Genomic DNA, 22,695 nt, shown 5'->3' with positions numbered 1-22,695 from the left:
TCGCCCTCGGATCCGAGCGTGCTGCAGGACGACGGCTGGGGCTCCGGTGCATGTCAGCGTGCCATCGTCAGGCCCGCATGGGACCGGGGATGCGGGCCGTCCGAAAATGCCCGCCGAAGACCTGTCGCCCCCAGCGCCCTCGGCCCCCCGGGCGACCGGCTCTGGCAAGTGCCTGACGGATCGGAAAGTAGAAAGTCTTTCTCGATCGGAAAGTACTTCTTGAGGAGGCAGGCCTCCCATGAGCGACCAGTACACCGACGCCGCCGAGGCCCTCGCCGCGATCGAGCGGACCCGGCAGCGCGCCTACGCTGACCGGCGGCTGCTGGTCTGGTACGTCCCGGGCGTCATCGGTCTGGGCACGGCGTCCGCGGTCAGCACCGAGCTGGACGGCGCCGCCCAGGCCGGCCTCGCCTCCGCCGCGGTCGCCGGGCTGCTCGGTCTCGTCGCCGCGGTGTCCGCCCGCACCCGCAGCAAGTCCGGCCGCGCATCTGGACGCCAAAGGCCGGTGCGCTGATGGCGCTGTGGATCGCCTCGATCTTCATGGTCTGGGGCGTCGCCCCGCCCCTGGTCGGCCTGGTCACCGACTCGGGAGTCTGGCAGAAGGCCGTCGCGGGCGCCGTCGCCGCCGTCTACAGCGCGGCGACCCACCGCCGGGCGGAGACCATGGTGTTCGCGCGGCTCTCCGGAAAGGTCGCCCGATGAACCTGGACCCGGTGATCCACACCCGCGCGCGGCTGCAGATGGTCTCCCGGCTGGCGACGGTGACCGAGGCCGAGTTCGGCTTCATCCGCGACGGCCTCGGGCTGAGCGGCTCGGTGGTGTCCAAACACGCGAGCGCGCTGGAGACGGCCGGCTACGTCGAGATCCGCAAAGGCTACGTCGGCAAGTGCCCCCGCGCCTGGTTCAAGCTCACCCGCCAGGGCCGCCGCGCGTTCGACGAGTACGTCGCCGCGCTCCAGCAGATCGTCGGCCGGCCCCTCGCCGACACCCCGGCCGAGAACGACCACTGATCGTGCGGGCGGGCCGGGGAATCTGGCCCGCCCGAGACAGCTGAGGTTCGCAGGATTCAGGAGCAGATCAGGGGAGAGGTTCGGGTGCGCAGTGCGGCGTCAAGCGCCAAGAGCGCGGCGGCGTTGCGCTCACCGAGGTGACCCTGGTCGCGCTCGGCCCGCGCGTCATCACCCGCACGACCCCGACGAGCTCCAGGACCAGCGGCGACGAGCACGCCGGCGGGCCCGACCGCCCATGGCCCCGACGAGCAGGAGCGGCCCCCGCCCTGCCACCGGGTGACCCGCACCTTGACCCCGTGCACCACCCGGGGCCGGGTGACGCCCCCGCGCGCATGGTCGGTGAGCTCGGCAAGTGCGTCCTCCCGGACATGCAGCCGCCACGGTCGACCACCGGTGCCGTAACCGAGCAGGCGGTGCGTTCACAGTCGTCCGCCGATCCGAACGGCCCATCGATTCGCAGGCGAGGGGCGGACATCGCCGCCGGTTCGATCCGCACCCTTGAAATGGTCAATATGAACGGGGATGTGGAAAACCGCAGCCCGACGGGGTTGCGCACCCCATTCCGGGCCTGCACGAGCGGGCCTAGCGTCAGGGCGCGTGACGGAGAAATCGCTCGACGCACCACGCCGCGTACTCGCCGGCGTTCTCGGATTGCCGGCCCTCGGGGTGGTCATGTTCGCCGCGACGATGGCGGACGGCCCACCGCGTCCGCTGCCCGTGGACGCTCGGCCGGAGGAGTTCAGTGCCGCGCGGACCCTCGGCCGCCTCGGCCGGTTCGCCACCGAGCCGCGGTAGCGAGCTGTGGGGCCGCGTCACCGGGGCGCTCAAGGGTCGCCCTGCCGTGGGGGTCACCTCGGAAGCATGCGAATCGGGAGGGCTTGGAGGCCGCGCAAGACGAGGCGGTCCCGGCGAGTCCGCGGTGTCTCGGGAACGGAGGAGATCGTCGGGAAGCGGGTGAGGAGGCGGGGGAGGGCGATGGCGGCTTCGAGGCGTGCCAGGCTGTTGCCGAGGCAGATGTGCGGGCCGGCGCCGAAGCTGAGGGGTTTGATGTCGGGTCGTGCCGGGTCGAAACGGTCGGGGTCGTGGTAGCGGGCGGGGTCGCGGTTGGCTGCGCCGATGAGCAGGACCACGTTGCCGCCAGGCGGGATGGGCATGCCGTCGATGGTGAGGCCGTCGGTGCGTGCCGTTCGGGTGGTGACCTGGACCGGTGCGTCGTGGCGCAGGACCTCTTCGATGAATCCTGAGATCGCGATCTGGCCGGTCCGCAGCCCTGCCATGACGTCGGGGTGGTCGAGGAGGGCTGCGAGGCCGTTGCCGAGGAGGTTGGCGGTGGTCTCGAATCCGGCGACGAGCAGCAGGATGAGGTTGGCGAGGAGTTCCTGGTCCGACAGGCGCCCGTCACCGGTGTCGCGGGCCGCCACCAGGGCGCTGAGGAGGTCGCCGCGCGGGGACGTGCGGCGTTCGTCGATCAGTTGGGTGAAGTATTCGGCCAGTTCGCGGGCGGCCGCGCCGATCGGGCTGTTCGGGTCGAGGGCGGCGGGTGGGGAGGTCAGAGCCGAGAGTTCGAGTGCTTGGGTCAGGTCGGCGGCCAGTGGACGGAAACGGTCGCGGTCGGCCACCGGGACCCCTGCCAGTTCGCAGATCACGGTGATGGGCAGGGGGAAGGCGAACCGGTCCATGAAGTCGGCCGGACGTCCGTCCGCGGCGGCCAGGGCGAGTCCGTCGAGCAGGCCATCGACTGTTTCCTCGATCGCCGGTCGCAGTGCGGCGACCCGCCGGGCGGTGAACACCCGGGAGATCAGCGAGCGCATCCGTCCGTGATCGGGCGGGTTGGCCCACAGGATCGACCGGCTCATCGACGGCAGGTCGCCGGTCATGCCGTCGGGGTCTTGGCGCTGGCGTTCGGCCGGTCCGAAATCCGGGTTGCGCAGTACCTGGTCGACGGCTGCGTAGCCGCAGGCCAGGAACCAGCCGCCGGTGATCGTCGAGACCGGTCCCGCCTCGTGGGCCTGGGCGTAGAGGGGGAACGGGTCGGCGCGGCCTTCGGGCGTCATCAGGGCGCTGAGGATCGCTGCGGCTTGCGAGCCGGGTTGCATCGGCTTCCAGGTGACGGCCAGCGCGTCGCGGCGGCCGATGACGTGCAGGCGACCGGCGATGGAGTCCTGGAGTCGCCGCAGGGATCGTTGGTCTTCGGCTTCGGCGTGGAGCCTTAGTTCCTGGCCGTCCGCCTGTAGAGTGCAGCGGCCCCAACCGAAGTCGATAAGGCCTTCGGCGTCGGAGTAGGTGATCTGCCGCGCCGCAGGGGGAAGGCCGGCGCCGTCATGGTGACCGTTGTCGCGGCCTTTGATGTGGTCGGCGCTGTCCCCGTGCCGGAAGGGGAACGCGATCATCTGGTTACCGTGCTCGCAGAGCTGCTTGAGGTAGCGGCCCGCGCGATCAGTGCGGATCCGGGCTTGGGAAGCGAACATGGCGGTGGTCCTTCCGGGTCAGGGCCTCAGAGGCGGGTGCAGACCGCCAGCCAGGCGGTGACGCCGTCGGCGTGGATGTTGGAGGCGGACACCGCGGCCTGGACGAAGTCGAGGGCCCAGCCGTCAGCGAACGCTGACTCGAGGTCTTCGCGGGAGAGCTTGTGCGGGACGTCGGGCTCAGCGGTGTGCAGGTTGCTGTAGCACAGGAGGAGCAACCGGCCCCCGGGTCGCAGAACCGAGCGCAGCCCGTCCAGGTAGGCGGCGCGGTCGGCGGGGGTGAAGGCGTGCAGGACCAGCGAGTCCAGCGCGGTGTCGAAGGATTCGCCGAGGTCGGCCACTCGCAGGGCGTCCAGGCGCAGGAACCGGGCGGTCAAGCCCCGTTCCTGCGCCTTGCTTTCGGCCATGCGCAGGGCGCCGTCGGCGAGGTCGATCCCGGTGGCGTCCAGCCCGTGGGCGGCGGCCAGCAGTGTGTGTTCCCCGGTTCCGCAGCCGATGTCCAGGACGCGTCCGCGCATCGCTCCGGTTTGAGCAAGGGCAGCGAAAGCCGGTTGCGGTGCACCGATATCCCAAGGCGGGCCACCGGCGTACATCTCGTCCGGCTGGCAGCTCCTGTGGTGAGAGCCACCTGTAGGTGCCTCAGACATCGCGGCGGCCGGTGAGGAAGAAGCCAGCGGCCAGGGCCGCCGCGGCGTAGATGCAGAACACACCGAAGCCGGTCCACGGGCCGAGGCTGGCCGCTTCGCGATGGGCGGCGACATAGATCTGGTCGCCTGCTTGCATCGGAATGTAGGGCCCGACGGTGTCCTTCCAGGATCCCGGCAGCAGATTCAGCAACAGCGGGGGGATGAACAGCAGCCCGAACAGGGTGGCGATCGCGCCCGCCGAAGAGCGCAGCACTGCGCCGAGGCCGAGGCCGAGGAGGCCGAGCGCAGTCAGGTACAGCCCGCCCCCGGCCACCGCACGGGTCACACCGGGGTCGGTCAGCGACGTCCTCGTCAGCGTGTGCGCCGGCAGAGTGGCCTGGAAGACCAGGTAGGCGGCGAATGTGGACACCGTGGAGGCGACCAGCGTCACGCCGGCGAAGACCAGGGCCTTCGCGGCGAGCACGGCACGCCGCCGCGGAACGGCGGCCAGCGTCGTGCGGATCATGCCGTTCCCGTACTCGCCGGTGATGACGAGGGCGCCGAGCACTCCGAAGGCGACCTGGGACAGGTGCAGACCTGCCAGCGCGAGCTGGACGACGTCGACGCGGGCGCGCTCACCGGTGCCGAGCCGGGGCGCCAGGACCGTCGCGGTCAGGACGGCGAACCCGATGTTGGACGCGAAGGCGACCAACAGGACCCAGTAAGTGGAGCGGACGGTGCGGAGCTTGCACATCTCCGCCCGCAGCACGTTGATGAAGTCGCCGCCTCGCTCCCAGGACCGGCCGACCGAGGACGGGGAAGATGCAGTGGTGACGGTCATGGCAACGTCCTTCAGTTCACGGGGATCGTCGAGGTCGGCGCCGCATCGGCGGACCGGTACTCGGCGGCGTCGCGGGTGAGTTCCATGTAGCGCTGCTCCAGCGACGCCTGCTGCGGCGATAGCTCCAGCAGGCCGAACCCGCGGCCGCGGGCGAGGTCGCCGATCTGGTCGGCGGTGACGCCCGTGACCCGCAGCGCGCCGTCCGGTTCCCGCCCGACGCTGGCGCCATGCTCCGTGAGCAGGCGCGCCAGGTCGTCGGCCTCGGCGGAGCGGACCCTGATGTGGTTGCCGCCGCCCTCGGCGAGCAGACCGGAGACGGTGGTCTCGGCGATCAGCCGGCCGCGCCCGATGATGACGAGCCGGTCGGCGGTCAATGCCATCTCGCTCATCAGATGGCTGGACAGGAACACCGTGCGTCCCTGCGCGGCCAGCGACCTCAGCAGCGTGCGAATCCAGGCGACGCCGTCGGGGTCCAGGCCGTTGACCGGCTCGTCGAACATCAACACCGGCGGATCGCCCAGCAGCGCGGCAGCGATCCCGAGCCGCTGCGCCATGCCCAGGGAGAAGCCGCCGACGTTCTTGCGTGCCGCCGAGGCAAGACCGACCTGTTCGAGGACCTCGTCCACCCGCGACCGGGGGATGCCGTTGCTCAGCGCGAGCCACATCAGGTGGTTGCGTGCGGACCGTCCGCCGGCCACCGCCTTGGCGTCCAGCAGCGCCCCGACCTCGCGCAACGGACGGCAGTACCCGGTGTAGGGACGGCCGTTGACCGTGACCGATCCCGCAGTGGGCGCGTCCAGCCCGAGGATCATCCGCATCGTCGTCGACTTCCCAGCACCGTTCGGCCCGAGGAACCCTGTCACCGAACCTGACGGAGCGGTGAACGACAGGCCGTCCACCGCTGTGACGTCCCCATAGCGCTTGACGAGCGCTTCGGCCTCGATCATCAGTGCTCTCCCATGCTGATGACGCCGGTCAGGTGCAGGACGACGACCAGGACGACCACGGCGACGGCGAGGGCGATGGCGAGCAGTCGGCGGCGGCGCGATCCCCCGGCGATCGCAGGTTCGCCCTGCTGGTCTGTCTCAGGATGCGAAGGAAGATCGGGCATCGAGCTCTCCCTGGATGTTCTGGGTGGGTGTGCCTCAGTACGAGCACCGGCACTCAGTTTTTAGAGACAGAGTGTCTATGTCAAGTCATGATGTGTCTTCAGGTGTCAAGATGTATTGGTAACTGTTGCCGAGTGACGGTTGGTATCGGGGCACGGGAAGGGATGCTCGCTGGTGCTCCGCGCTCGGGGGGCGAGGATTCGCGGCATAGTGCCGCTATTGGAGGCAGGTGTCTGCACCAGAGGCACGGCGTACCATGGCCGACATGCCGAGGATCTGGAGCCAGACGATCGAGGCACACCGCGACGCCGTCCGGGCGGCGACCCTCGACGCCACCGCGGCCCTGGTGGCCGAACGCGGGCTGACCGGCGTGACGATGTCGCAGATCGCTAAGGACACCGGCATCGGCCGCGCGACGCTGTACAAGTACTTCCCCGATGTCGGGTCCATCCTGCGCGCCTGGCACGACCGCCAGGTCGACCACCATCTGCAGGAACTGCTCCGGATCCGCGACGAGGCCACTGGCGCAGCCGAGCGACTGGAAGCGGTCCTCACCGCCTACGCCCAGATGATCTTCCATCGCCGCCACCACGACGGCGACCTCGCCGGGCAACTCCACACCGGCGAACACGTCGCTGCAGCCCACCAGCGACTGCGCGACTTCCTCGGTGATCTGATCGACGACGCCGCGGCGGCAGGGACGGTGCGCCGCGACGTCCCCGCCACCGAACTCGCCCTCTACTGCCTGCACGCCCTGACCGCCGCGAGCGGACTGGACGAACCCGAAGCGCTCCACCGCCTCGTCAAGACCATCCTCACCGCGCTCGGTCCCATGGCAAGCACCGGCTGGACCACCGACAAAGCTGAAGACACGGACGCCTGGCGACCAACGGGCTAAACGTCGAAAGTCATCAGCGAGGAATGCTCTGGACGGTGGCTGCACCGGCCTGTGTCGCAATGGCGGCCAAGATGCGGCACAGGGCGGTGGTGGTCGCCGAGGTGGGGAGAGAGCCGCGCCCGCAGCGGGAGCGAGATGCCGACCAGAATAATCCGCGGTTCGGCCGGATTTGCAGGTGGAGTCCGTCCATAAATGCAGAATCTGGAACCTTCGCGCTAGGTCTGCGGTCTCATGGATGGCCCTGGGCATCGCTGACAAAGCCCCGGTCGGAGCGCCCCGGGTGAGCGCGCGCATCGACGCCGTCCGCACCGGCCTGGCCGCCGGAGGCGGAGCCGGTGCGGCCGTCGGGTTGATGCTGGCCTTTCGTCGTCAACGTCACCAGGAGATCGCCACTGCGCTGAGCGACCACGACGCCGGCGAACGCCGCATCACCGACCTCTACACCAAGGCCGCCGACCAACTGGGCAGCGATAGAGCACTCGTCCGTCTAGCGGGCCTCTACGCCCTCGAACGCCTCAGGCCGCCCGGCGCGGTCTGGCCCTCGCGTCGACCCCTCCGGCACCCGATGCCAACGAGGAACGCCAAGTGCGGCTCGCCGCCCAACGCATCCTTGGCGCTCACGTTCAGCCGAAGCAGGCCGCCCAGTTCTGGTACGACATGCAACTCGACCTCAACGGCGCAGTGCTCATCGATTTCCGGATGCGCGGCTGCTCCGTCGGAAACGCGACGTTCAGTGGCGTGTCGTTCTCCGGCGATTCCACGCGAACTTCGTCGGCGTGACCTTCTCTGGTAGCGCTGACTTTGGCGGCGCTACCTTCTCCAGCTATGGCGCCTTTGACCGAGTGACCTTCTTGGGTGATCCCATCTTCAGGGAGATAACCCTCAAGGGCCTTTCCGGAGAGGGGGCACTTTCCTGTTCGCCTCCTTCCATGGAAGGGTTGACTTCGAGGGGCATCGCGGCCACCCGAACTGTGGCGGGGCGGACGCGAGAGCTCACGTTGCGGACATCGGCCTGCCGCACATCTGGCCAGAGAACTGGACAGCGGAACGACGGGGCCAGGTGCGGCCGGTCGGCTGACTCACGCGAGGGTTGAGCGCTCCGCGAGTTGAAACCTCAGTGAGTGCCGACGCCACTGAGCGCAGAAGACTCTGTGAGCTCGGCGTTGTTCCGGCAGACGGCAAGGGAGATGGCCTGACCATGAGTGCTGACTTCGCCATCGGCGAGTGGCGCAAGAGCAGCCGCGGCAACTCCGAGCAGGACTGCGTCGAGGTCGCGCAGGTGCCGGCCGCCATCGGCATCCGCGACAGCAAGAACCCGCAGGGCGGCCACCTGACCCTCGACCGAGCCGCGTTCAGCAGTCTGCTCGACCGCGCGAAGGCCGGCATCCTGGACCTCTGACACTGCGACGGCGGCGATTCCGGGCATCAAACAGAGTTACCGGGCCTGCTGTTTGTCGATCGGCTCGTCCCCAGGTGCACGGCATTGCTGTCCGTGCAAGCAAATGACGTGATCGGCGGCGGAGTGGTATGCCGCCGCCGCTCACGTAGGTAGGCGACAACACCAGCCGTCGGATCGGCCGGCTGCCCTACTCTCTACCTTCCTGGCCATACCTGTTCGGCGGTCCTGGCGGGTCACGGCAGCTCCGCAGTCTCCGACCCGCTACAGGCGGAGGCTCTACGCCCAGGTGTGGCGGGCGGTGATCTTGCCGTCTCCTTTGGGCGGGGAGATCGGCGTGGCCGGCGCGGGACGTCCCATGGCCAGATCGGTGGTGGTCGGGAAGCGTTCCGCGCACGCGGTGCTAATCCGGTAGAAGTGAATGTGCCGTGCTGATCGACCAGGACGAACCGGACTTTGGCCAGGGCCTTGAGCCGGGGGGCGCGGCTGGCCGCGCTTACCCGGTGGGCGGCTGGGGCGGGGTGCGGTGGTGCCGGACCAGCCATCGTCCTGCCAGGCCGATGGCGAACATGATCAAGCCGGCCGCGACCGACGGCCAGGGCAGGGTGGTGACCAGGGTGAGGCATCCGGCGGCGCCGAGCAGGTTGAGCGGGCGGGGCCAGCGGCGGTCGGACGGCGGTTGGGTGAACGCCGAGGCGTTGGCGATGGCGTAGTAGATCAGGACGCCGAAGGAGGAGAAGCCGATCACGCCGCGCAGGTCGACGGTGGCCGCCAGGGCGCTGACCGCGACCGCCAAGGCGATCTCGGCGCGGTGCGGTACCCGGTGGCGAGGATGGACGGCGGCGAGCCGGCCCGGCAGGTCGCGTCGGCGGGCCATGGCCAGGCCAGTGCGTCCGACCCCGGCGATCAGCGCCAGCAGCGCGCCGAGCGCCGCCAGCGCCCCGCCCGCTCGCACGACCGGCGCCAGGCCGCCGGCGCCTGCGGCGTCGACGGCGGTGGTCAGCGGCGCGGTCGCGGAGGCGAGCCGGTCCGGTCCGGCGGCCAGCAGCGCCGCGACCCCGACGACCAGGTAGACCGCCACGGTGATGAGCAGCGCGATCGGGATCGCCCGGGGAATCGTGCGGCGCGGGTCGCGGACCTCCTCGCCCATGGTGGCGATGCGCGCATAGCCCGCGAAGGCGAAGAACAGCAGGCCGGCGGCCTGAAGGATGCCGTAGGCACCGCCGCTGCCCAGCGACGACCAGCCGCCCAGGCGCGCGGTACCGGCGTGACCGCCTGCCGCGATGCCCGCGACCACGACGGCCAGGGCGATCAGGCTGGTGGTGACGAGGAGGCGGGTGAGCAGGGCGGTCTTGGTCACTCCGTGGTAGTTGAGCGCAGTCAGGCCCAGCACCGCCGCGACCGCGACAGCGCGTTGCGCCCACCAGGGTCCGGGAACCGCGTAGGAGGCGAAGGTGAGCGCCATGGCGGCGCACGAGGCGGTCTTGCCGACCACGAACCCCCACCCGGCGGCGAAGCCCCACCAGTCGCCGAGGCGTTCGCGGCCGTAGATGTAGGTGCCGCCGGACGTCGGGTAGGCCGCCGCCAGCTGCGCGGAGGCCACCGCGTTGCAGTAGGCGATCACCGCGGCGATCACTAGCCCGATCAGGAGCCCCGTCCCGGCGGCGCGCGCGGCCGGGCCGAACGCAGAGAACACCCCCGCCCCGATCATCGACCCGAGCCCGATCACCACCGCGTCCCCGGTCCCCAGCCGGCGCGCCAGAGCGCCGCCGGGCGCGGGCGCCGCCGTCCCGGGAGCCCTGGATCCGGAGCGTGGTTCAGACGGCATCGCCGGCCCTCCGCCCGCTATTCCATCAAACCGGTTTGATGTATCGTCCCGAGTGTGGTGTCACCGAGTCAAGCCACCTCGAGCAGCGGCACACGCGACGTGCCGGAGTTCGTGCGCCTGGCCGCCCATCCGGTGCGCTGGCGGCTGCTGACCGCCCTCGCGGGTGGTGACCTGCGGGTCCGGGAACTCATCGCGCTGGTCGACGCGCCGCAGAACCTGGTGTCCTACCATCTGCGGCTGCTGCGCGACGGCGGCCTGGTCACCGCCGCCCGCAGCAGTTTCGACGGGCGCGACAGCTACTACCGCCTCGATCTGGACCGCTGCGCGCAGACCCTCGCCGCGACCGGAACCGCCCTGCACCCGGCCCTTCGCGGCATCACCGCACCCCCGGCAGCCCCGGACGGCGGGCGACACTGGCCTCGGCACGGGGTGCTGTTGGTGTGCACGGGCAACAGCGCCCGCTCACCGATCGCCGAAGCGCTGTTGCGCCACCACTCCGCCGGACAGGTGACCGCGATCAGTGCCGGCACCCGTCCCAAACCCGCCCTGCATCCCCGTGCGGTGCAGGTCCTCGGCGAGCGGTATGGCATCGACATCGGCGGACAGCGGCCCCGTCACCTGGACACCCTGCACGGCCGCCGCTTCGACTACGTGATCACCCTGTGCGACAGGGCCCGGGAAGCCTGCCCGGAGTTCCCCGGCGACGCCCGGCGGATCCACTGGAGCATTCCCGACCCCGCCACCCCGTCGGATCTCACCACTCCGTCCGACCCCACCGGCCCGGACGGCCGCGGACGCAAGGCCGAGGAGGCCGCCTTCATCCGGACGGCCGCCGACATCGACACGCGCGTCCGCTACCTGCTGCCCGTCCTCACTCTCCTACCGGAGGCTCACCCATGACGGCACCCGACCAGCACGCCGGCGTCCGCTACCTCGTCGACGACGTTCAAGCAGCCATCGACTTCTACACCACACACCTCGGCTTCACCCTCAACCACGATGCCGCGCCCGCCTTCGCTGACGTGGTCCGCGGACCGCTGCGGCTACTGCTGTCCGGCCCCGCCAGTTCCGGTACCCGCGCCACTCCCGCCGACGCCGCCGGCGCCGGCCGCAACCGCAACCACCTGATCGTCGACGACCTGGACACCGAGATCACCCGCCTGCGCGCGGCGGGCGCCGCCTTCCGCAGCGACACCGTCTCCGGCCCGGGCGGTCGCCAGATCCTGCTCGCCGACCCCGCCGGCAACCTCATCGAGATATTCCAGCCCACGTCCCGGCCCTAGCTCGACCGCTGCCGTTCCTTCCGGCAGAAAGGTTCCGTCTTCCTTCACGACTTCAACGCATCGTCAAGAACAGGGATGGTGGCTCCAGCGGGCCACTCGTGCGCCGTGGCTGCGCCGTTACTGCCTTCCTAGCCTGGGCGGCGGGCGGTTCCGTGCACCGGGTCCGTCCTCTCACGAGACAACTGCGGTGGTGTGCTGCGCCGGCACTGGTCAGCGGGGACGAGAGCGTGGGAGGTTAGGGAGAAGTTGCTGCGTCTCGGGCTCGGGATCGGCGTCGAGGTCGTCGAGGTGGCGGGACAGGAGCTGACAGGTGCGTTTGACCGCATCGCGGTTGCCGAGGCGGGCCTCTAGCTTCATGAGTGAGCGGTAGTGAGGCTCCGCGCAGGGATCAAGGCGGATGGCGTGTTCCAGTGCTGGGATGGCCTTGTCCGGATGTTCTTCGAGGCGTTGCGCGAGACGGGCTAGAGCGTTGATGGTGGCGCGGCGCAGATGTTCGCGATGGTTCGCCGCCCATTCATGAGTGAGGCCGTCGGCGAAGTCGGCGGTATAGAGATCGACGACGGTGTCGATTGCCCGGGCGTGCTCAGCGTCGTCCTCTGTCTGCCGAGCCCCCTGCAGGCTGGCACTGAGGCGCCAGGGTCGACGTCGATGAGGTTCGGGTCGAGCTGGTAGCGGCCGCCGGTCAGGATGATGGACATGGGCTCGGTGAGTCCGGTGGCGGTCCGCAGGACTTTGCGGATCTACCACGCCCGCCACGTCCTCCTCCTTCCCAGTCCCGGCGAACAGCGACGCCCCGCGCCCGGCCCGGGCGCCGCTGCCCCGGCGCCCGCTCACGCGCCTGCTGGGGGCGCAGCGCCGGCGAAGCGTTCGCTCGCCAGGACCCGGTGCTGCAGGCGCCCACGATCGCTGTGTCCGGAGCGTGGAACATTGCCGTGCAGGTGGGCGGTCGGGCTACGCCGCGTGTTCTGACGCGAAGCGCTCCTACTGCTTCCGCTCTTGCACTTCTTGCACGATCTGCGGGCGGCGCATGTTCGACAAGACCCGCCGACAGATCGCCTGCTATGCCCGCCAGCCTCCTGCGGTGGATCGCCCGCAAAGACCATCGGAAGAGTCTGCGGGTTCGTGAGGAAGATCTTCTGGCTGGTTGCCGCTGGTGCGGGCGGAACAAGGAGTCGGGACCTTGGGCCCTAACAGGGCACACGCGCGCTCTTGCACCCTGGAATCATGCAATTCGATCGCAGTGGTCTGGAGATCCTCGGGCCCGGCGAGTGCCGGGATCTGCTGCGGCATGCCGAGGTCGGCCGGATCGTCTTCACCCACAACGCCCTGCCGGCGATCCAACCGGTCAATTACGTCCTCGACGGCGAGGACATCGTCTTCCGGACGTCGCGGACCTCCCGGCTGGCCACCGCTGCGACCGGGACCATCGTCGCCTTCGAGATCGACGAGTTCGATGTCGACACGCGCACGGGCTGGTCCGTGGTCGCGGTCGGTCCGGCGCGGCGGGTCTCCGCGCCAGGCGAGGTCGCGTTGCTGCAGGGGATCGAACTGCGCACCTGGGCGCCGGGGCAACGGGACCTGCTCATCAGGGTCCGTCCTGAAATGCTCTCCGGGCGTCGCATTCCGGACGGGGTGGACGTTGCTCTGGGCGATGACGCCATGGCCCTCGGCATGCAGTACGGAGGGGACAACGGCGCCGCACTCGGCTGACCGGAGCCGGCCCGGTCAATCCGCGCCAATGCGGCCTAGTTGTACTGACCATGAGTGTTGTTGATAGTGGGTGGAATGGTTTGTGTCCTTTGCTTTGGGCTGTGGCGCGGCTCTTGTGGGGACGAGTAGGGCGCCCATGATGGCGGCGCCTGCCCACATGGCCTGCTGCCAGCCGTCGATGAAGGACTGGTGGGCTGCATGGAGCAGGTCCTGTGCGTGGGGGCCGGTGCTGCCGGCCGCCTGGACGGCGTTGGCGACGCCTTGCCGGGCGGTGTCTGCGGCGTCTTGGGGGATGTCGTGCAGCTTGTCGTCGATGGCGTTGCGGTAGCCGGCGGATACGAGTGCGCCGAGCAAGGCGACGCCGAGGTCAAGGTCGCTTGCGAGGTCACCTTGGCGCACCCGGTGACCGCCCTGTCGAACGCTTCGCACGCGGCGCGCCTGATCGTCGTGGGCGCCCGTACGCGGTCGGGGGGCCGCAGCCCTCGCGCCGGCTGCGGGCGAGAGCGGTGCGATCGACCTGCCCAGTAGGGATCGGGACGCGGAAGGCGCGCTCGGTGTCCGGTCGGCTTTGATCGCGGGCTTCGCCGCGACCTGCGGTCTGGCGGCGGAGCGCTTCGGCCTTCCCTGGGCGGGGCTGATCAGCGGCGACCGGCGCGCGGCGGATCTCCAGATGCTGCTGAGCCGCGGCGAGGAAGTCGTCGCGGTACTCGTCGAGGTCGACGGCGGTGTCGATGCGAAGGCCGTGCAGGACGTGCGGACGGCGATGGCAGAGGTTCGCTCCGCCAGGGCTCCCCCAGGGTCGGCATCCGCCTGACCGGCACGGACCTGGCGCTGCGAGCGTTCAGGTCTCGCCACGCACTCGACCGTGCGGGGCTTGCGCAACGTGAGGATCTACGCCGATGCCCAGGCGGACCGGTCGGCTTCGGACGCATCGAGGACGTCCGCCATACCGATCGACGGGTGGCTGATCGACGCCGTTCGCGGCGCGCTCGCGGGCGGCGGTTTCGAGATGATCTCGCAACTCGTCGACCAGCACGGCGCTGCGGTCCGCGCCTCGTGGCCGAAGACGGGGACGCTGCCGGCGGGCAAGCAGGTGTTCCGTGGCGAGCGGGGTGACTTCCTGGTGGTCAGAGGCGAAAGGTGCCCCGCCGGTCACACCGCCCTGCTGGAGGCGGTCATGCTCGCCGGCCATATCCTCAAGTCAGGCCAGCCCGTGTCATCGGCGCGAGCCCGGTGCCGCACCGATCTCCTCCGGCTCCGCCGCCGCGTGGTCGCGGCGAACGGCGCGGCTCCGCCGGTCCCCCAAGCTCAGCCCAGACTGCGGGAACTGCGGGATCGCGTCGCGAGAAACGTGCCGGCCGCTCGCCGTCCTGCCCGGATCTGATTCGCACCATCCGCCGGCATGAGAGTGCGCTTGCGACGCCGCGCGACCAGAGTGCAGTGACGGTCATGGCCTGCGCGCTGCCGGTGTTCCGTAAGGACCCGCGTCACGGGACCAACGTCCCTATTTGCGGTCGGCCGATTTCAACAGTGTGGTCTCGACGCGAATCGATCACGGTTCACGGGCTGAGGTCGGGTACGCGCCGTGCACGAAGCGCGGCATCGAATGATCGAGGGGGGTGTAGGCGATGGGTGGTTCGAGAGAGGGGACCGACTCGCGCGAGCGTGCCGGCCGCGGCGAGTGGTGGATCGCGCTCGATAGTGATGCTGGTGCTGGTCACGGTGGGATTCGCGCTGAACTTCTGGGCGTGGGCGCTACTGGTCCTCGGCACCATCGCGGAAGCGTGCACCGTCGTCGGGCTGGCGATCCTGATCTAGCGGCGCCGGACCGTTGGACCGGTGTTCTCCGCCACCACCCGCAACGACAAGCTGATGTACGCAGTGCTCGCGGTGACCATCGTCCTCGGCCTGTCCGCCACCGTCGTCGCCAACATGCTCGGCGGCGGCTACGACTACCGCACGACCGTTTCGGTCTGGTTCCGTTCCGTCTTCTACCTCGACCCGCACGCCGGTCTGATGAGCGACGTGCCGATCCTGTTCAAGCTGCACGCGATCAGCGCCATGGTGTTGTTCTGCATCTGGCCGTTCACCCGGCTGGTGCACATGCTCACCGCCCCGGTCGGCTACCTGACCCGTCCCTACATCGTCTACCGCTCCCGCGACGACCGGCTGGGCGCGGTCCCGGTCCGCCGCGGATGGGAACGGACCTGACCAGCGTCCCCGATCAGGAGCGCAGCGTGGCGGAGTGGTCGGGGACCTGGGTCTGCATCTCGCGCGGCGACCGCTCATAGCCCTTGGGCGCGGGGCGGGGAGGCAGTTCGAGCGCTGGCCGCTCCACCTCGTGGTACGGGATGGTCGACAGCAGGTGCGCGATCATGTTGATCCGCGCCCGCCGCTTGTCCTCGCTCTCCACGACGTACCACGGCGCTTCGGGGATGTCGGTGTGGACGAACATCTCGTCCTTGGCCCGCGAGTAGTCCTCCCACCTGGTGATCGACTCCAGGTCCATGCGGGACAGCTTCCAGCGCCGCATCGGGTCTTCCAGCCGGCTCCGGAAGCGCCGTTCCTGCTCGGCGTCGCTCACGGAGAACCAGTACTTGCGCAGCAGGACGCCGTCCTCGACGAGCAGCCGCTCGAAGATCGGGCACTGGTGCAGGAAGCGCGTGTACTCCTGCTGGGTGCAGAAGCCCATGACCCGCTCGACGCCCGCCCGGTTGTACCAGGACCGGTCGAACAGCACGATCTCGCCGGCCGCGGGCAGGTGCTCGACGTAGCGCTGGAAGTACCACTGGGTGCGTTCGCGGTCGGTCGGGGCGGGCAGCGCCACGATCCGGGCCACCCGGGGGTTGAGGTACTCGGTGACCCGCTTGATCGTGCTGCCCTTGCCGGCCGCGTCCCGTCCCTCGAACACCACCACGACGCGGGCGCCCTCGGCGCGCACCCACTCCTGCAGCGTCACCAGCTCCGCCTGGAGCCGGGCCAGCTCACGCTCGTAGACGTCACGGGGCAGCCGCTTGACCTTGCCCGATCCCTTGCTCATGGCGGCCCTCCCGTCTCGGCGTGCTCGGGCCAAGTAGATCACGACGCTCCCGGCCGCCGGCTACGACCGTCGCGCCGCCCCTGTCCGGGACCCTCGCATCGGGGGCATGTGACCTTCGGCCCTGCCGTGCGCGGCCCGTCCCGTGATGCGCTGAGATCAGCGATCTCAAGGAGGAACGGTGACGTCCACGACAACGCCGAGCGGCCCGCCGACCGACGCCGACTTCGGGTCGATCGACGCCTACTGGAGAGCGGCTAACTACCTGTCGGCCGGGCAGATCTACCTGCTGGACAATCCGCTGCTGCGCGAGCCGCTGCGTCCGGAGCACATCAAGCCCCGGCTCCTGGGGCATTGGGGCACCTCGCCCGGGCTCAACTTCTGCTACGTCCACCTGAACCGGGTCATCAGGGCTCGCGATCTGGACGCCATCTACGTCATGGGCCCGGGCCATGGCGGTCCCTCCGCGGTCGCCAACGCCTGGCTGGAGGGCACCTACAGCGAGGTCTATCCCGCGGTGTCCCAGGACGCCGAGGGGATGAGGGCGCTGTTCCGGCAGTTCTCCTTCCCCGGCGGGATCCCGAGCCATGTGGCGCCGGAGACGCCGGGCTCGATCCACGAGGGCGGCGAGCTCGGCTACTCCCTCGCGCACGCCTACGGCGCCGCGTTCGACAACCCCGGCCTGGTCGTGGCGTGCATCGTCGGGGACGGCGAGGCCGAGACCGGGCCGCTGGCGACCAGCTGGCATTCCACCAAGTTCCTCGACCCGGTGAACGACGGCGCGGTGCTGCCAATCCTCCACCTGAACGGCTACAAGATCGCCAATCCGGCGGTGCTCGCCCGCATCCCCGAGGAAGAGCTGGTCACGCTGTTCGAGGGGTACGGGTACGCGCCGATCGTGGTCTCCGGCGACGATCCGGCGACGATGCACCGGGACATGGCGGCGGCGCTCGACCGGGCGCTGGACGAGATCGCCGGCATTCAGCTCGCCGCCCGCGACGAGGGCGCGACCGGCCGTCCCCGCTGGCCGATGATCATTCTCCGGACGCCGAAGGGGTGGACGGGCCCGAAACAGGTCGACGGGCTGCCGGTCGAGGGGACGTGGCGCGCACACCAGGTGCCGCTCGCGGGCGTCCGCGACAACCCGGAGCATCTAGCCCAGCTGGAGGCATGGCTGCGCTCCTACCGTCCGGACGAACTCTTCGACGGCGCCGGACGGCCGGTCGCCGCACTGCGCGACCTCGCGCCGACAGGGAACCGGCGGATGAGCGCCAACCCGCACGCCAACGGCGGGCTCTTGCTGCGCCCCCTTGACCTGCCCGACCTTCGCGCCTACGGGGTGCCGGTGGACAAGCACGGCAACGCCACCGCCGAGGCCACCCGCGTCCTCGGCGGGTACCTGCGCGACGTCGTCACCGCGAACCCGCACAACTTCCGGATCATGGGGCCCGACGAGACGGCCTCCAACCGGCTCGGCGCCGTCTTCGACGTCACCGACCGCGTGTTCGAAGGCGACCAGCGCGACACCGACGAGCACCTGGCCCGCACCGGCCGCGTCATGGAGGTGCTCAGCGAGCACCTGTGCCAGGGCTGGCTGGAGGGCTACCTCCTCACCGGGCGGCACGGCCTGTTCAACAGCTACGAGGCGTTCATCCACATCGTCGACGCCATGTTCAACCAGCACGCCAAATGGCTGAAGGTCACCCGGCACCTGCCCTGGCGGCGATCCATCGCCTCGCTGAACTACCTGCTGTCCTCGCACGTGTGGCGGCAGGACCACAACGGCTTCACCCACCAGGACCCCGGCTTCCTGGACGTGGTGCTCAACAAGAAGGCCGAGATCACCCGCGTCTACCTGCCGCCGGACGCCAACACCCTGCTCTCGGTCGCCGACCACTGCCTGCGCTCCCGCGACTACGTCAACGTCATCGTCGCCGGCAAGCAGCCCGCCCCGGTGTGGCTGCCGATGGACGAGGCGATCGCGCACTGCACGCGCGGCATCGGGATCTGGGATTGGGCATCGACGGACGGCGGTGCCGACCCCGACGTGGTTCTGGCTTGCGCCGGGGACGTGCCCACCCTGGAGACCCTCGCGGCGGCGGACCTGCTGCGGCGCTTCTTCCCGGACCTGCGGGTCCGCGTCGTCAACGTCGTCGACCTCATGCGCCTGCAGCCCGTCGAGGAGCACCCGCACGGACTGCCCGACGTCGAGTTCGACGCCCTGTTCACCACCGACAAGCCCGTCATCTTCGCCTTCCACGGCTACCCGTACCTGATCCACCGGCTCGCCTACCGCCGCCACGGACACCACAACCTGCACGTCCGCGGCTACAAGGAGGAGGGCACCACGACCACGCCGTTCGACATGGTGATGCTGAACGACCTGGACCGCTTCCACCTCGTCATGGACGTCATCGACCGCGTCCCGTCTCTCGGTGGCCGGGTCGCGAACGTCCGGCAGCGCATGGCGGACGAGCGGCTGCGGCTGCGCGCGTACACCCGCGAACACGGCGAGGACGCCCCGGAAGTCCGCGACTGGACCTGGCCGTACTGAGCAAGGGGTGTGAAGGAGCGCGACATGCGAGTGCTCACCGTCAACCCCGGCTCCAGCAGCGTCAAGCTGAGCCTCCTGGAAGCCGACGACACCACGAGCGCCCACATCGAACTGCCGACCGGCGGAGCCGACCGCCAGGCCGAGCGCGTCATCGCCTCCGTCGCGCGCCTGCCGCGTCCCGACGCGGTCGGCATCCGCTTCGTGCACGGCGGCCGCGACCACACCCACCCGGTCCTGATCGACGACGAGGTCACCAAACGGCTGTACCACCTTGTCGACCTGGCGCCGCTGCACCAGCCGCTGTCGCTGTACGCGCTGGGGGAGATCCGCAGAGTTCTCCCGGACGTACCGGCGGTGGCCTGCTTCGACACCGCCTTTCACGCCACCCTGCCGGACGCCGCCGCGACCTACGCCCTGCCAGCCGAATGGCGCGAGCGGTACGGCATCCGCCGCTACGGCTTCCACGGCCTGTCGCACGCCTACGCCTCCCGCCGCGCGGCCCAGCTCCTGGATGCCGACCCCGCCGTCCTGCGCCTCGTGGTGTGCCATCTCGGATCGGGCGCCTCCCTCGCGGCGGTGGCGAACGGACGGTCGGTCGACACCACCATGGGCTTCACCCCGCAGGAGGGCATCGTCATGGCCACCCGCGCGGGCAGCATCGACCCCGGCATCCCGCTGTGGCTGCTGGCGCACGGCGTCCCCGCCGGCGAGATCGCCGACGCCCTCGAACACCGCTCCGGGCTGCGGGCTCTCGCCGGCACCGGAGACATGCGCAGGCTGCGCTCCCGCGCAGCCGCCGGAGACGACGTGGCGGAAGCCGCGCTGGCCGTCTACCACCACCGGCTGCGGGCCTGCGCGGCGGCGATGGCCGCGGCCCTCGGCGGCCTGGACGCGCTGGTGTTCACCGGCGGCGTCGGTGAACACGACCCCGTGACCAGGCGGCGGCTGGCCGCCGACCTGGGCTTCCTCGGCGTCGAGGTCGATCCAGATCGCAACGCCGTCACCTGCGGAGACGCCGTGATCAGCCCGCCCGACGCAGCCGTGGCGTCGTTGGTGGTCGTCGCCCGCGAGGACCTCGAGATCGCCGCGGCCACCCGCGCCGTCCTCAAGGAGAGCGGGTGATCAAGAGAGGGCTGGGCTCGCGCGTCAGCCCGCTGGGCCCTCGGTCCCGGCGCGGCGCAGCGGCATGACGTGCCCGGTGATCTCCTCGGCCGCCATCCGCACGAACCGGCGATGGGGGACGCGGGCCCAGGCGGCGAGCGGGTGCTGCTCCAGCGACCGGACCTTGCCGCGGTCGGTGATGATCTCGGGACGCCCGCTGAGCAGCACGCTCCATCCCTCGTCCGAGGCGGGGCCCGTGCCGTCCGCTTCGAAGGTCAGCCGGCTCCGGGAGCGGACCGCCTCGAACAGGTGGCCGCCGGCCGCGGTGAGGAACACGATTCCGGGGCCGTCGATGACGAAGTTCACCGGGACGAGCACGGCGCGCCCGCCGCAGCCCGCCCACGCCACGCGTCCGACGACCGCGTGCGTCAGCCGCCACAGGCAGTCGGGGCGGTCGAGCGGGCGGAGCCCGCAGGACTCATTGGTGATCATTGTTCAGGTCTCGCGCGCCGGTCATGGCCGGAGGGGGCCGGTGCGCCGCCGTCACCACGCGACGGCCGCGGGTGCCGTCCGCGACGCGATTCCCAGTCGCGCGCGGAGCGCTCCATCTGGGCCGTGAGCCGGTCCGCGGTCGCGGCGATGGCCTCGTGCAGCGACGCGGCCTCGGCGTGCGCGTGGAGGAGCCGGCCGTTGATGTCGGCCTGCACCGACGCCTCCGCCGTCGAGGCCCTGCCGTGCGAGGGCACGAGGGTCAGGGTCGCCCGGACCGACAGGACCGGTTCGTGAGCGTGCGCCAGCACCCGGGAGAACACCGTGCGGGCCCGCTGCACCTGGCCGGCGTTGACGTCGCCGGACAGGACGAAGGACATCGGCAGTGCCGGGGGCGCCTCCGTCGGCGACCCGGTGGCCGTTTCTGGGGTGGACCAGGCCTGATGTGGCATGGCTTCTCCTGGAGCACTCGGGGTGGGCGGCCTGCCCCGGTCGCCCGGGGGAGACCGTCCTGTTTCGGTCTGCTCCTCCACGATGGCCCCGCTGATCACAACCGCCCCAGGGACCTTGGTCCTTCGACCGAGGGGCCTTCGGTCCGCAAGGCCGGTGAACGCCTTGGGACCTTCGGCCCGTGGACCGGGACCTCCCTCCCTACCGGACCCCGCCGCCGGCGGGGAGCGTGGAAGTGCGTGACGACGACCCTGGCCGGCACGGCGTTTCGCTGGGGGACGACCGGCACATCGCCACGGACGGAGAAGAACATGAGCGCGACAGCCGCGAGTGCGGCCACCCTTGAGGACGTCCTGCGAGAACGTCATCGCCGCTGCCTGCCCGCGCTGGGCAGGCTGAAGCTGCTGGCAAGGAACGGCAGGGGCACCGGGAGGGACGTCCGGGCCGCCACCGCCGAAGTGCTGGGCGAGCTGGACGCCGCCGAGGCGGTTCTGCTCGACGCGCTCTCGGGAAGCGTGCGGCGCGAGGCCCTCGCGCACTTCCTGGGCTGCCGCGTCAACCGCCTGAGGATCGTCGCCGAGCACGCCGCCGCGACCGCGGACGCCGGTGACCTCCCCGTCCTGCGTCGCCTGCTCTACCAGTTCCACGCTCTGGCCGAGGCGATGTGGAAGGTTCAACTAGGGCTGCAGATTCGCGACCCGCGCTCCGTCGTCGGCGGGACGTAAGGCCCTTCCTCCGGGACGTTGGGCACTGCCCGGCCCTCGCCGCCGCCGAAAAAGCTGGAGGAACGGGAAACCGAGCAACGGAGGAGGCCCCCAATGCGCGCGCTGGTGTATCACGGTCCGGGCAGCAAGGCTTGGGAAGAGGTCCCGAAGCCGCAGGTCGTCGACGACGGCGACGCGGTGGTGCGGGTCGACGCGGTGACGATCTGCGGAACGGACCTGCACATCCTGAAGGGCGACGTCCCGGCCGTCACCGACGGCCGGATCCTGGGCCACGAGGCCGTCGGAACCGTCGAGACCACCGGACCCGGCGTCCGGACGGTCAGGCCGGGTGACAAGGTACTGGTCTCCTGCATCACCTCCTGCGGGACCTGCCGGTTCTGCCGCGAGGGCAGGTACGGGCAGTGCCTCGGCGGAGGCGGATGGATCCTCGGCCACAAGATCGACGGAACGCAGGCCGAATACGTCCGCGTGCCCTTCGCCGACACCTCCGTGCACCGGCTGCCGGACGGCGTCCCGGCCGAGGACGTGCTGATGCTGGCCGACATCCTCCCCACCGGGTACGAGGTCGGCGTCCTGAACGGACACGTGGCACCCGGCGACGTCATCGCGGTCGTCGGCGCCGGCCCGATCGGCCTGTCCACGATCATGGGCGCCCGGCTGTTCAGCCCGAGCCGGATCATCGCCGTCGACCTGGCCGACAGCCGTCTCGAGGCGGCCAAGCAGTTCGGCGCGGACGTCCTGGTGAACAACTCCCGCGAGGACCCGGCCGAGATCGTCCGCGAGCTGACCGGCGGGCTCGGCGCGGACGTGACGATCGAGGCCGTCGGCGTCCCGGACGCCTTCGAGCTCGCGGTCGCGCTGGCCCGCCCCGGCGGCCGCATCGCCAACATCGGCGTGCACGGCAAGCCCGCGACGCTGCACCTGGAAGAGCAGTGGATCCGGGACGTCACGATCACCACCGGGCTGGTCGACACCTTCTCGACGCCCACGCTGCTGCGGCTGCTCGCCGGTGGGCAGCTCGACGCCGGACGGTTCGTCACGCACCGCTTCGGCCTCGACGACTTCCCGAAGGCCTACGAGGTCTTCGCCGACGCCGCCCATACAGGCGCTCTCAAGGTCGTCCTGACCCGCTGAGGCCGGAAGCCGAGGAGCCGCGGCCGTCCCCCCCCGGCG

Annotated in this window: 29 protein-coding genes and 1 pseudogene; 18 read left to right on the top strand and 12 right to left on the bottom strand. The window is 70.5% G+C overall.

Annotated features, from left to right (window positions below):
- Window positions 1-238 precede the first annotated feature (238 nt).
- From AB0C78_RS40865 to AB0C78_RS40850, 4 genes are all read left to right on the top strand, one after another.
- Complete coding sequence (locus AB0C78_RS40865) at window positions 239-514, top strand: hypothetical protein (protein WP_360758939.1); 276 nt, start codon at window positions 239-241, stop codon at window positions 512-514.
- Window positions 514-702: a hypothetical protein gene (locus AB0C78_RS40860; RefSeq protein WP_360758938.1), complete on the top strand. Its 189-nt coding sequence runs from the start codon at window positions 514-516 to the stop codon at window positions 700-702. Before AB0C78_RS40865 ends, AB0C78_RS40860 begins: the two co-directional genes overlap by 1 nt.
- Complete coding sequence (locus tag AB0C78_RS40855) at window positions 699-1,010, top strand: transcriptional regulator (protein ID WP_360758936.1); 312 nt, start codon at window positions 699-701, stop codon at window positions 1,008-1,010. Before AB0C78_RS40860 ends, AB0C78_RS40855 begins: the two co-directional genes overlap by 4 nt.
- A gap of 597 nt (window positions 1,011-1,607) precedes the next feature.
- Entirely contained in the window at window positions 1,608-1,805 is a 198-nt protein-coding gene (locus tag AB0C78_RS40850) for a hypothetical protein (RefSeq protein ID WP_360758934.1), read from the top strand.
- 53 nt (window positions 1,806-1,858) lie between these two features.
- On the opposite strand, the gene AB0C78_RS40845 is transcribed toward AB0C78_RS40850, so the two are convergent.
- The 5 genes from AB0C78_RS40845 to AB0C78_RS40825 are packed head-to-tail and all read right to left on the bottom strand — an operon-like array spanning window position 1,859 to window position 6,053.
- Window positions 1,859-3,478 (bottom strand): cytochrome P450, encoded by a 1,620-nt coding sequence (locus tag AB0C78_RS40845; RefSeq protein WP_360758932.1) that lies wholly within the window; start codon window positions 3,476-3,478, stop codon window positions 1,859-1,861.
- A gap of 26 nt (window positions 3,479-3,504) precedes the next feature.
- The gene (locus tag AB0C78_RS40840) at window positions 3,505-4,068 is read right to left on the bottom strand and encodes a class I SAM-dependent methyltransferase (RefSeq protein WP_360758930.1); all 564 of its coding nucleotides are present in this window, start codon (window positions 4,066-4,068) and stop codon (window positions 3,505-3,507) included.
- A gap of 46 nt (window positions 4,069-4,114) precedes the next feature.
- Complete coding sequence (locus AB0C78_RS40835) at window positions 4,115-4,942, bottom strand: ABC transporter permease (protein WP_360758928.1); 828 nt, start codon at window positions 4,940-4,942, stop codon at window positions 4,115-4,117.
- Window positions 4,943-4,953: 11 nt separating this feature from the next.
- Window positions 4,954-5,889 carry an ABC transporter ATP-binding protein gene (locus AB0C78_RS40830; protein ID WP_360758926.1) on the bottom strand — a complete coding sequence of 312 codons (936 nt, stop codon included), beginning with the start codon at window positions 5,887-5,889 and terminating at the stop codon, window positions 4,954-4,956.
- Window positions 5,889-6,053, bottom strand: a complete 165-nt coding sequence (locus AB0C78_RS40825; protein WP_360758924.1) for a hypothetical protein — start codon at window positions 6,051-6,053, stop codon at window positions 5,889-5,891. The genes AB0C78_RS40830 and AB0C78_RS40825 overlap by 1 nt, the downstream gene beginning before the upstream one ends.
- A 263-nt stretch (window positions 6,054-6,316) precedes the next feature.
- On the opposite strand from AB0C78_RS40825, the gene AB0C78_RS40820 reads away from it, so the two are divergent.
- Window positions 6,317-6,949 carry a TetR/AcrR family transcriptional regulator gene (locus tag AB0C78_RS40820; protein ID WP_360758922.1) on the top strand — a complete coding sequence of 211 codons (633 nt, stop codon included), beginning with the start codon at window positions 6,317-6,319 and terminating at the stop codon, window positions 6,947-6,949.
- Between the two features lie 229 nt (window positions 6,950-7,178).
- Here AB0C78_RS40820 and AB0C78_RS40815 read toward each other — a convergent pair whose 3' ends face one another.
- A complete protein-coding gene (locus AB0C78_RS40815; protein ID WP_360758920.1) occupies window positions 7,179-7,409 on the bottom strand; it encodes a hypothetical protein in 231 nt (76 codons plus the stop codon).
- Window positions 7,410-7,534: 125 nt separating this feature from the next.
- On the opposite strand from AB0C78_RS40815, the gene AB0C78_RS40810 reads away from it, so the two are divergent.
- From AB0C78_RS40810 to AB0C78_RS40800, 3 genes are all read left to right on the top strand, one after another.
- Window positions 7,535-7,729: a hypothetical protein gene (locus tag AB0C78_RS40810; RefSeq protein WP_360758918.1), complete on the top strand. Its 195-nt coding sequence runs from the start codon at window positions 7,535-7,537 to the stop codon at window positions 7,727-7,729.
- Window positions 7,726-8,043, top strand: coding sequence for a hypothetical protein (locus AB0C78_RS40805; protein WP_360758916.1), 318 nt, complete (start codon window positions 7,726-7,728; stop codon window positions 8,041-8,043). Before AB0C78_RS40810 ends, AB0C78_RS40805 begins: the two co-directional genes overlap by 4 nt.
- 104 nt (window positions 8,044-8,147) lie before the next feature.
- On the top strand, window positions 8,148-8,348 hold the full coding sequence (locus AB0C78_RS40800) for a DUF397 domain-containing protein (RefSeq protein WP_360758914.1): 201 nt from the start codon (window positions 8,148-8,150) through the stop codon (window positions 8,346-8,348).
- Window positions 8,349-8,841: 493 nt separating this feature from the next.
- On the opposite strand, the gene AB0C78_RS40795 is transcribed toward AB0C78_RS40800, so the two are convergent.
- A complete protein-coding gene (locus tag AB0C78_RS40795) occupies window positions 8,842-10,173 on the bottom strand; it encodes an APC family permease (protein WP_360758912.1) in 1,332 nt (443 codons plus the stop codon).
- A gap of 54 nt (window positions 10,174-10,227) precedes the next feature.
- On the opposite strand from AB0C78_RS40795, the gene AB0C78_RS40790 reads away from it, so the two are divergent.
- Both AB0C78_RS40790 and AB0C78_RS40785 read left to right on the top strand, forming a co-directional pair.
- Complete coding sequence (locus AB0C78_RS40790) at window positions 10,228-11,073, top strand: ArsR family transcriptional regulator (RefSeq protein ID WP_360758910.1); 846 nt, start codon at window positions 10,228-10,230, stop codon at window positions 11,071-11,073.
- Window positions 11,070-11,456 (top strand): VOC family protein, encoded by a 387-nt coding sequence (locus AB0C78_RS40785; RefSeq protein WP_360758908.1) that lies wholly within the window; start codon window positions 11,070-11,072, stop codon window positions 11,454-11,456. Before AB0C78_RS40790 ends, AB0C78_RS40785 begins: the two co-directional genes overlap by 4 nt.
- 210 nt (window positions 11,457-11,666) lie before the next feature.
- On the opposite strand, the gene AB0C78_RS40780 is transcribed toward AB0C78_RS40785, so the two are convergent.
- Entirely contained in the window at window positions 11,667-12,212 is a 546-nt protein-coding gene (locus AB0C78_RS40780; RefSeq protein WP_360758906.1) for a bacterial transcriptional activator domain-containing protein, read from the bottom strand.
- A gap of 468 nt (window positions 12,213-12,680) precedes the next feature.
- Here AB0C78_RS40780 and AB0C78_RS40775 point away from each other — a divergent pair, with 468 nt between their 5' ends.
- On the top strand, window positions 12,681-13,166 hold the full coding sequence (locus tag AB0C78_RS40775) for a pyridoxamine 5'-phosphate oxidase family protein (RefSeq protein ID WP_360758905.1): 486 nt from the start codon (window positions 12,681-12,683) through the stop codon (window positions 13,164-13,166).
- 15 nt (window positions 13,167-13,181) lie between these two features.
- On the opposite strand, the gene AB0C78_RS40770 is transcribed toward AB0C78_RS40775, so the two are convergent.
- Window positions 13,182-13,565 (bottom strand): hypothetical protein, encoded by a 384-nt coding sequence (locus AB0C78_RS40770; protein ID WP_360758903.1) that lies wholly within the window; start codon window positions 13,563-13,565, stop codon window positions 13,182-13,184.
- Between the two features lie 169 nt (window positions 13,566-13,734).
- Here AB0C78_RS40770 and AB0C78_RS40765 point away from each other — a divergent pair, with 169 nt between their 5' ends.
- From AB0C78_RS40765 to AB0C78_RS40755, 3 genes and pseudogenes are all read left to right on the top strand, one after another.
- A complete protein-coding gene (locus AB0C78_RS40765) occupies window positions 13,735-13,980 on the top strand; it encodes a hypothetical protein (protein WP_360758901.1) in 246 nt (81 codons plus the stop codon).
- A 60-nt stretch (window positions 13,981-14,040) separates the two neighbouring features.
- The gene (locus tag AB0C78_RS40760; protein WP_360758899.1) at window positions 14,041-14,550 is read left to right on the top strand and encodes a hypothetical protein; all 510 of its coding nucleotides are present in this window, start codon (window positions 14,041-14,043) and stop codon (window positions 14,548-14,550) included.
- A gap of 446 nt (window positions 14,551-14,996) precedes the next feature.
- A pseudogene (locus AB0C78_RS40755) lies at window positions 14,997-15,377 on the top strand (respiratory nitrate reductase subunit gamma); the annotation flags it as partial.
- A 13-nt stretch (window positions 15,378-15,390) separates the two neighbouring features.
- Here AB0C78_RS40755 and ppk2 read toward each other — a convergent pair.
- A complete protein-coding gene (gene ppk2 / locus AB0C78_RS40750; protein WP_360758897.1) occupies window positions 15,391-16,206 on the bottom strand; it encodes a polyphosphate kinase 2 in 816 nt (271 codons plus the stop codon).
- A gap of 178 nt (window positions 16,207-16,384) precedes the next feature.
- Between ppk2 and AB0C78_RS40745 the strand changes: the two genes are divergently transcribed.
- Both AB0C78_RS40745 and AB0C78_RS40740 read left to right on the top strand, forming a co-directional pair.
- Window positions 16,385-18,757, top strand: a complete 2,373-nt coding sequence (locus AB0C78_RS40745) for a phosphoketolase family protein (RefSeq protein ID WP_360758895.1) — start codon at window positions 16,385-16,387, stop codon at window positions 18,755-18,757.
- Window positions 18,758-18,781: 24 nt separating this feature from the next.
- Window positions 18,782-19,879, top strand: a complete 1,098-nt coding sequence (locus tag AB0C78_RS40740; RefSeq protein WP_360758893.1) for an acetate/propionate family kinase — start codon at window positions 18,782-18,784, stop codon at window positions 19,877-19,879.
- Between the two features lie 24 nt (window positions 19,880-19,903).
- On the opposite strand, the gene AB0C78_RS40735 is transcribed toward AB0C78_RS40740, so the two are convergent.
- Both AB0C78_RS40735 and AB0C78_RS40730 read right to left on the bottom strand, forming a co-directional pair.
- Window positions 19,904-20,350 carry a pyridoxamine 5'-phosphate oxidase family protein gene (locus AB0C78_RS40735; RefSeq protein ID WP_360758891.1) on the bottom strand — a complete coding sequence of 149 codons (447 nt, stop codon included), beginning with the start codon at window positions 20,348-20,350 and terminating at the stop codon, window positions 19,904-19,906.
- The gene (locus AB0C78_RS40730) at window positions 20,347-20,799 is read right to left on the bottom strand and encodes an HPF/RaiA family ribosome-associated protein (protein ID WP_360758889.1); all 453 of its coding nucleotides are present in this window, start codon (window positions 20,797-20,799) and stop codon (window positions 20,347-20,349) included. Before AB0C78_RS40730 ends, AB0C78_RS40735 begins: the two co-directional genes overlap by 4 nt.
- Before the next feature lie 309 nt (window positions 20,800-21,108).
- On the opposite strand from AB0C78_RS40730, the gene AB0C78_RS40725 reads away from it, so the two are divergent.
- Together AB0C78_RS40725 and AB0C78_RS40720 are read left to right on the top strand one after the other, a co-directional pair.
- Window positions 21,109-21,522, top strand: coding sequence for a hypothetical protein (locus tag AB0C78_RS40725; RefSeq protein ID WP_360758887.1), 414 nt, complete (start codon window positions 21,109-21,111; stop codon window positions 21,520-21,522).
- A 93-nt stretch (window positions 21,523-21,615) separates the two neighbouring features.
- Window positions 21,616-22,656, top strand: coding sequence for a zinc-dependent alcohol dehydrogenase family protein (locus AB0C78_RS40720; protein ID WP_360758885.1), 1,041 nt, complete (start codon window positions 21,616-21,618; stop codon window positions 22,654-22,656).
- The last annotated feature ends 39 nt before the right edge of the window (window positions 22,657-22,695 follow it).

This window comes from Actinomadura sp. NPDC048394, assembly GCF_040651755.1.
Lineage (GTDB): Bacteria > Actinomycetota > Actinomycetes > Streptosporangiales > Streptosporangiaceae > Spirillospora > Spirillospora montaniterrae.
Note: the sequence above shows the minus strand (reverse complement) of the source record. Positions and strands in the feature narration are given on the sequence as shown.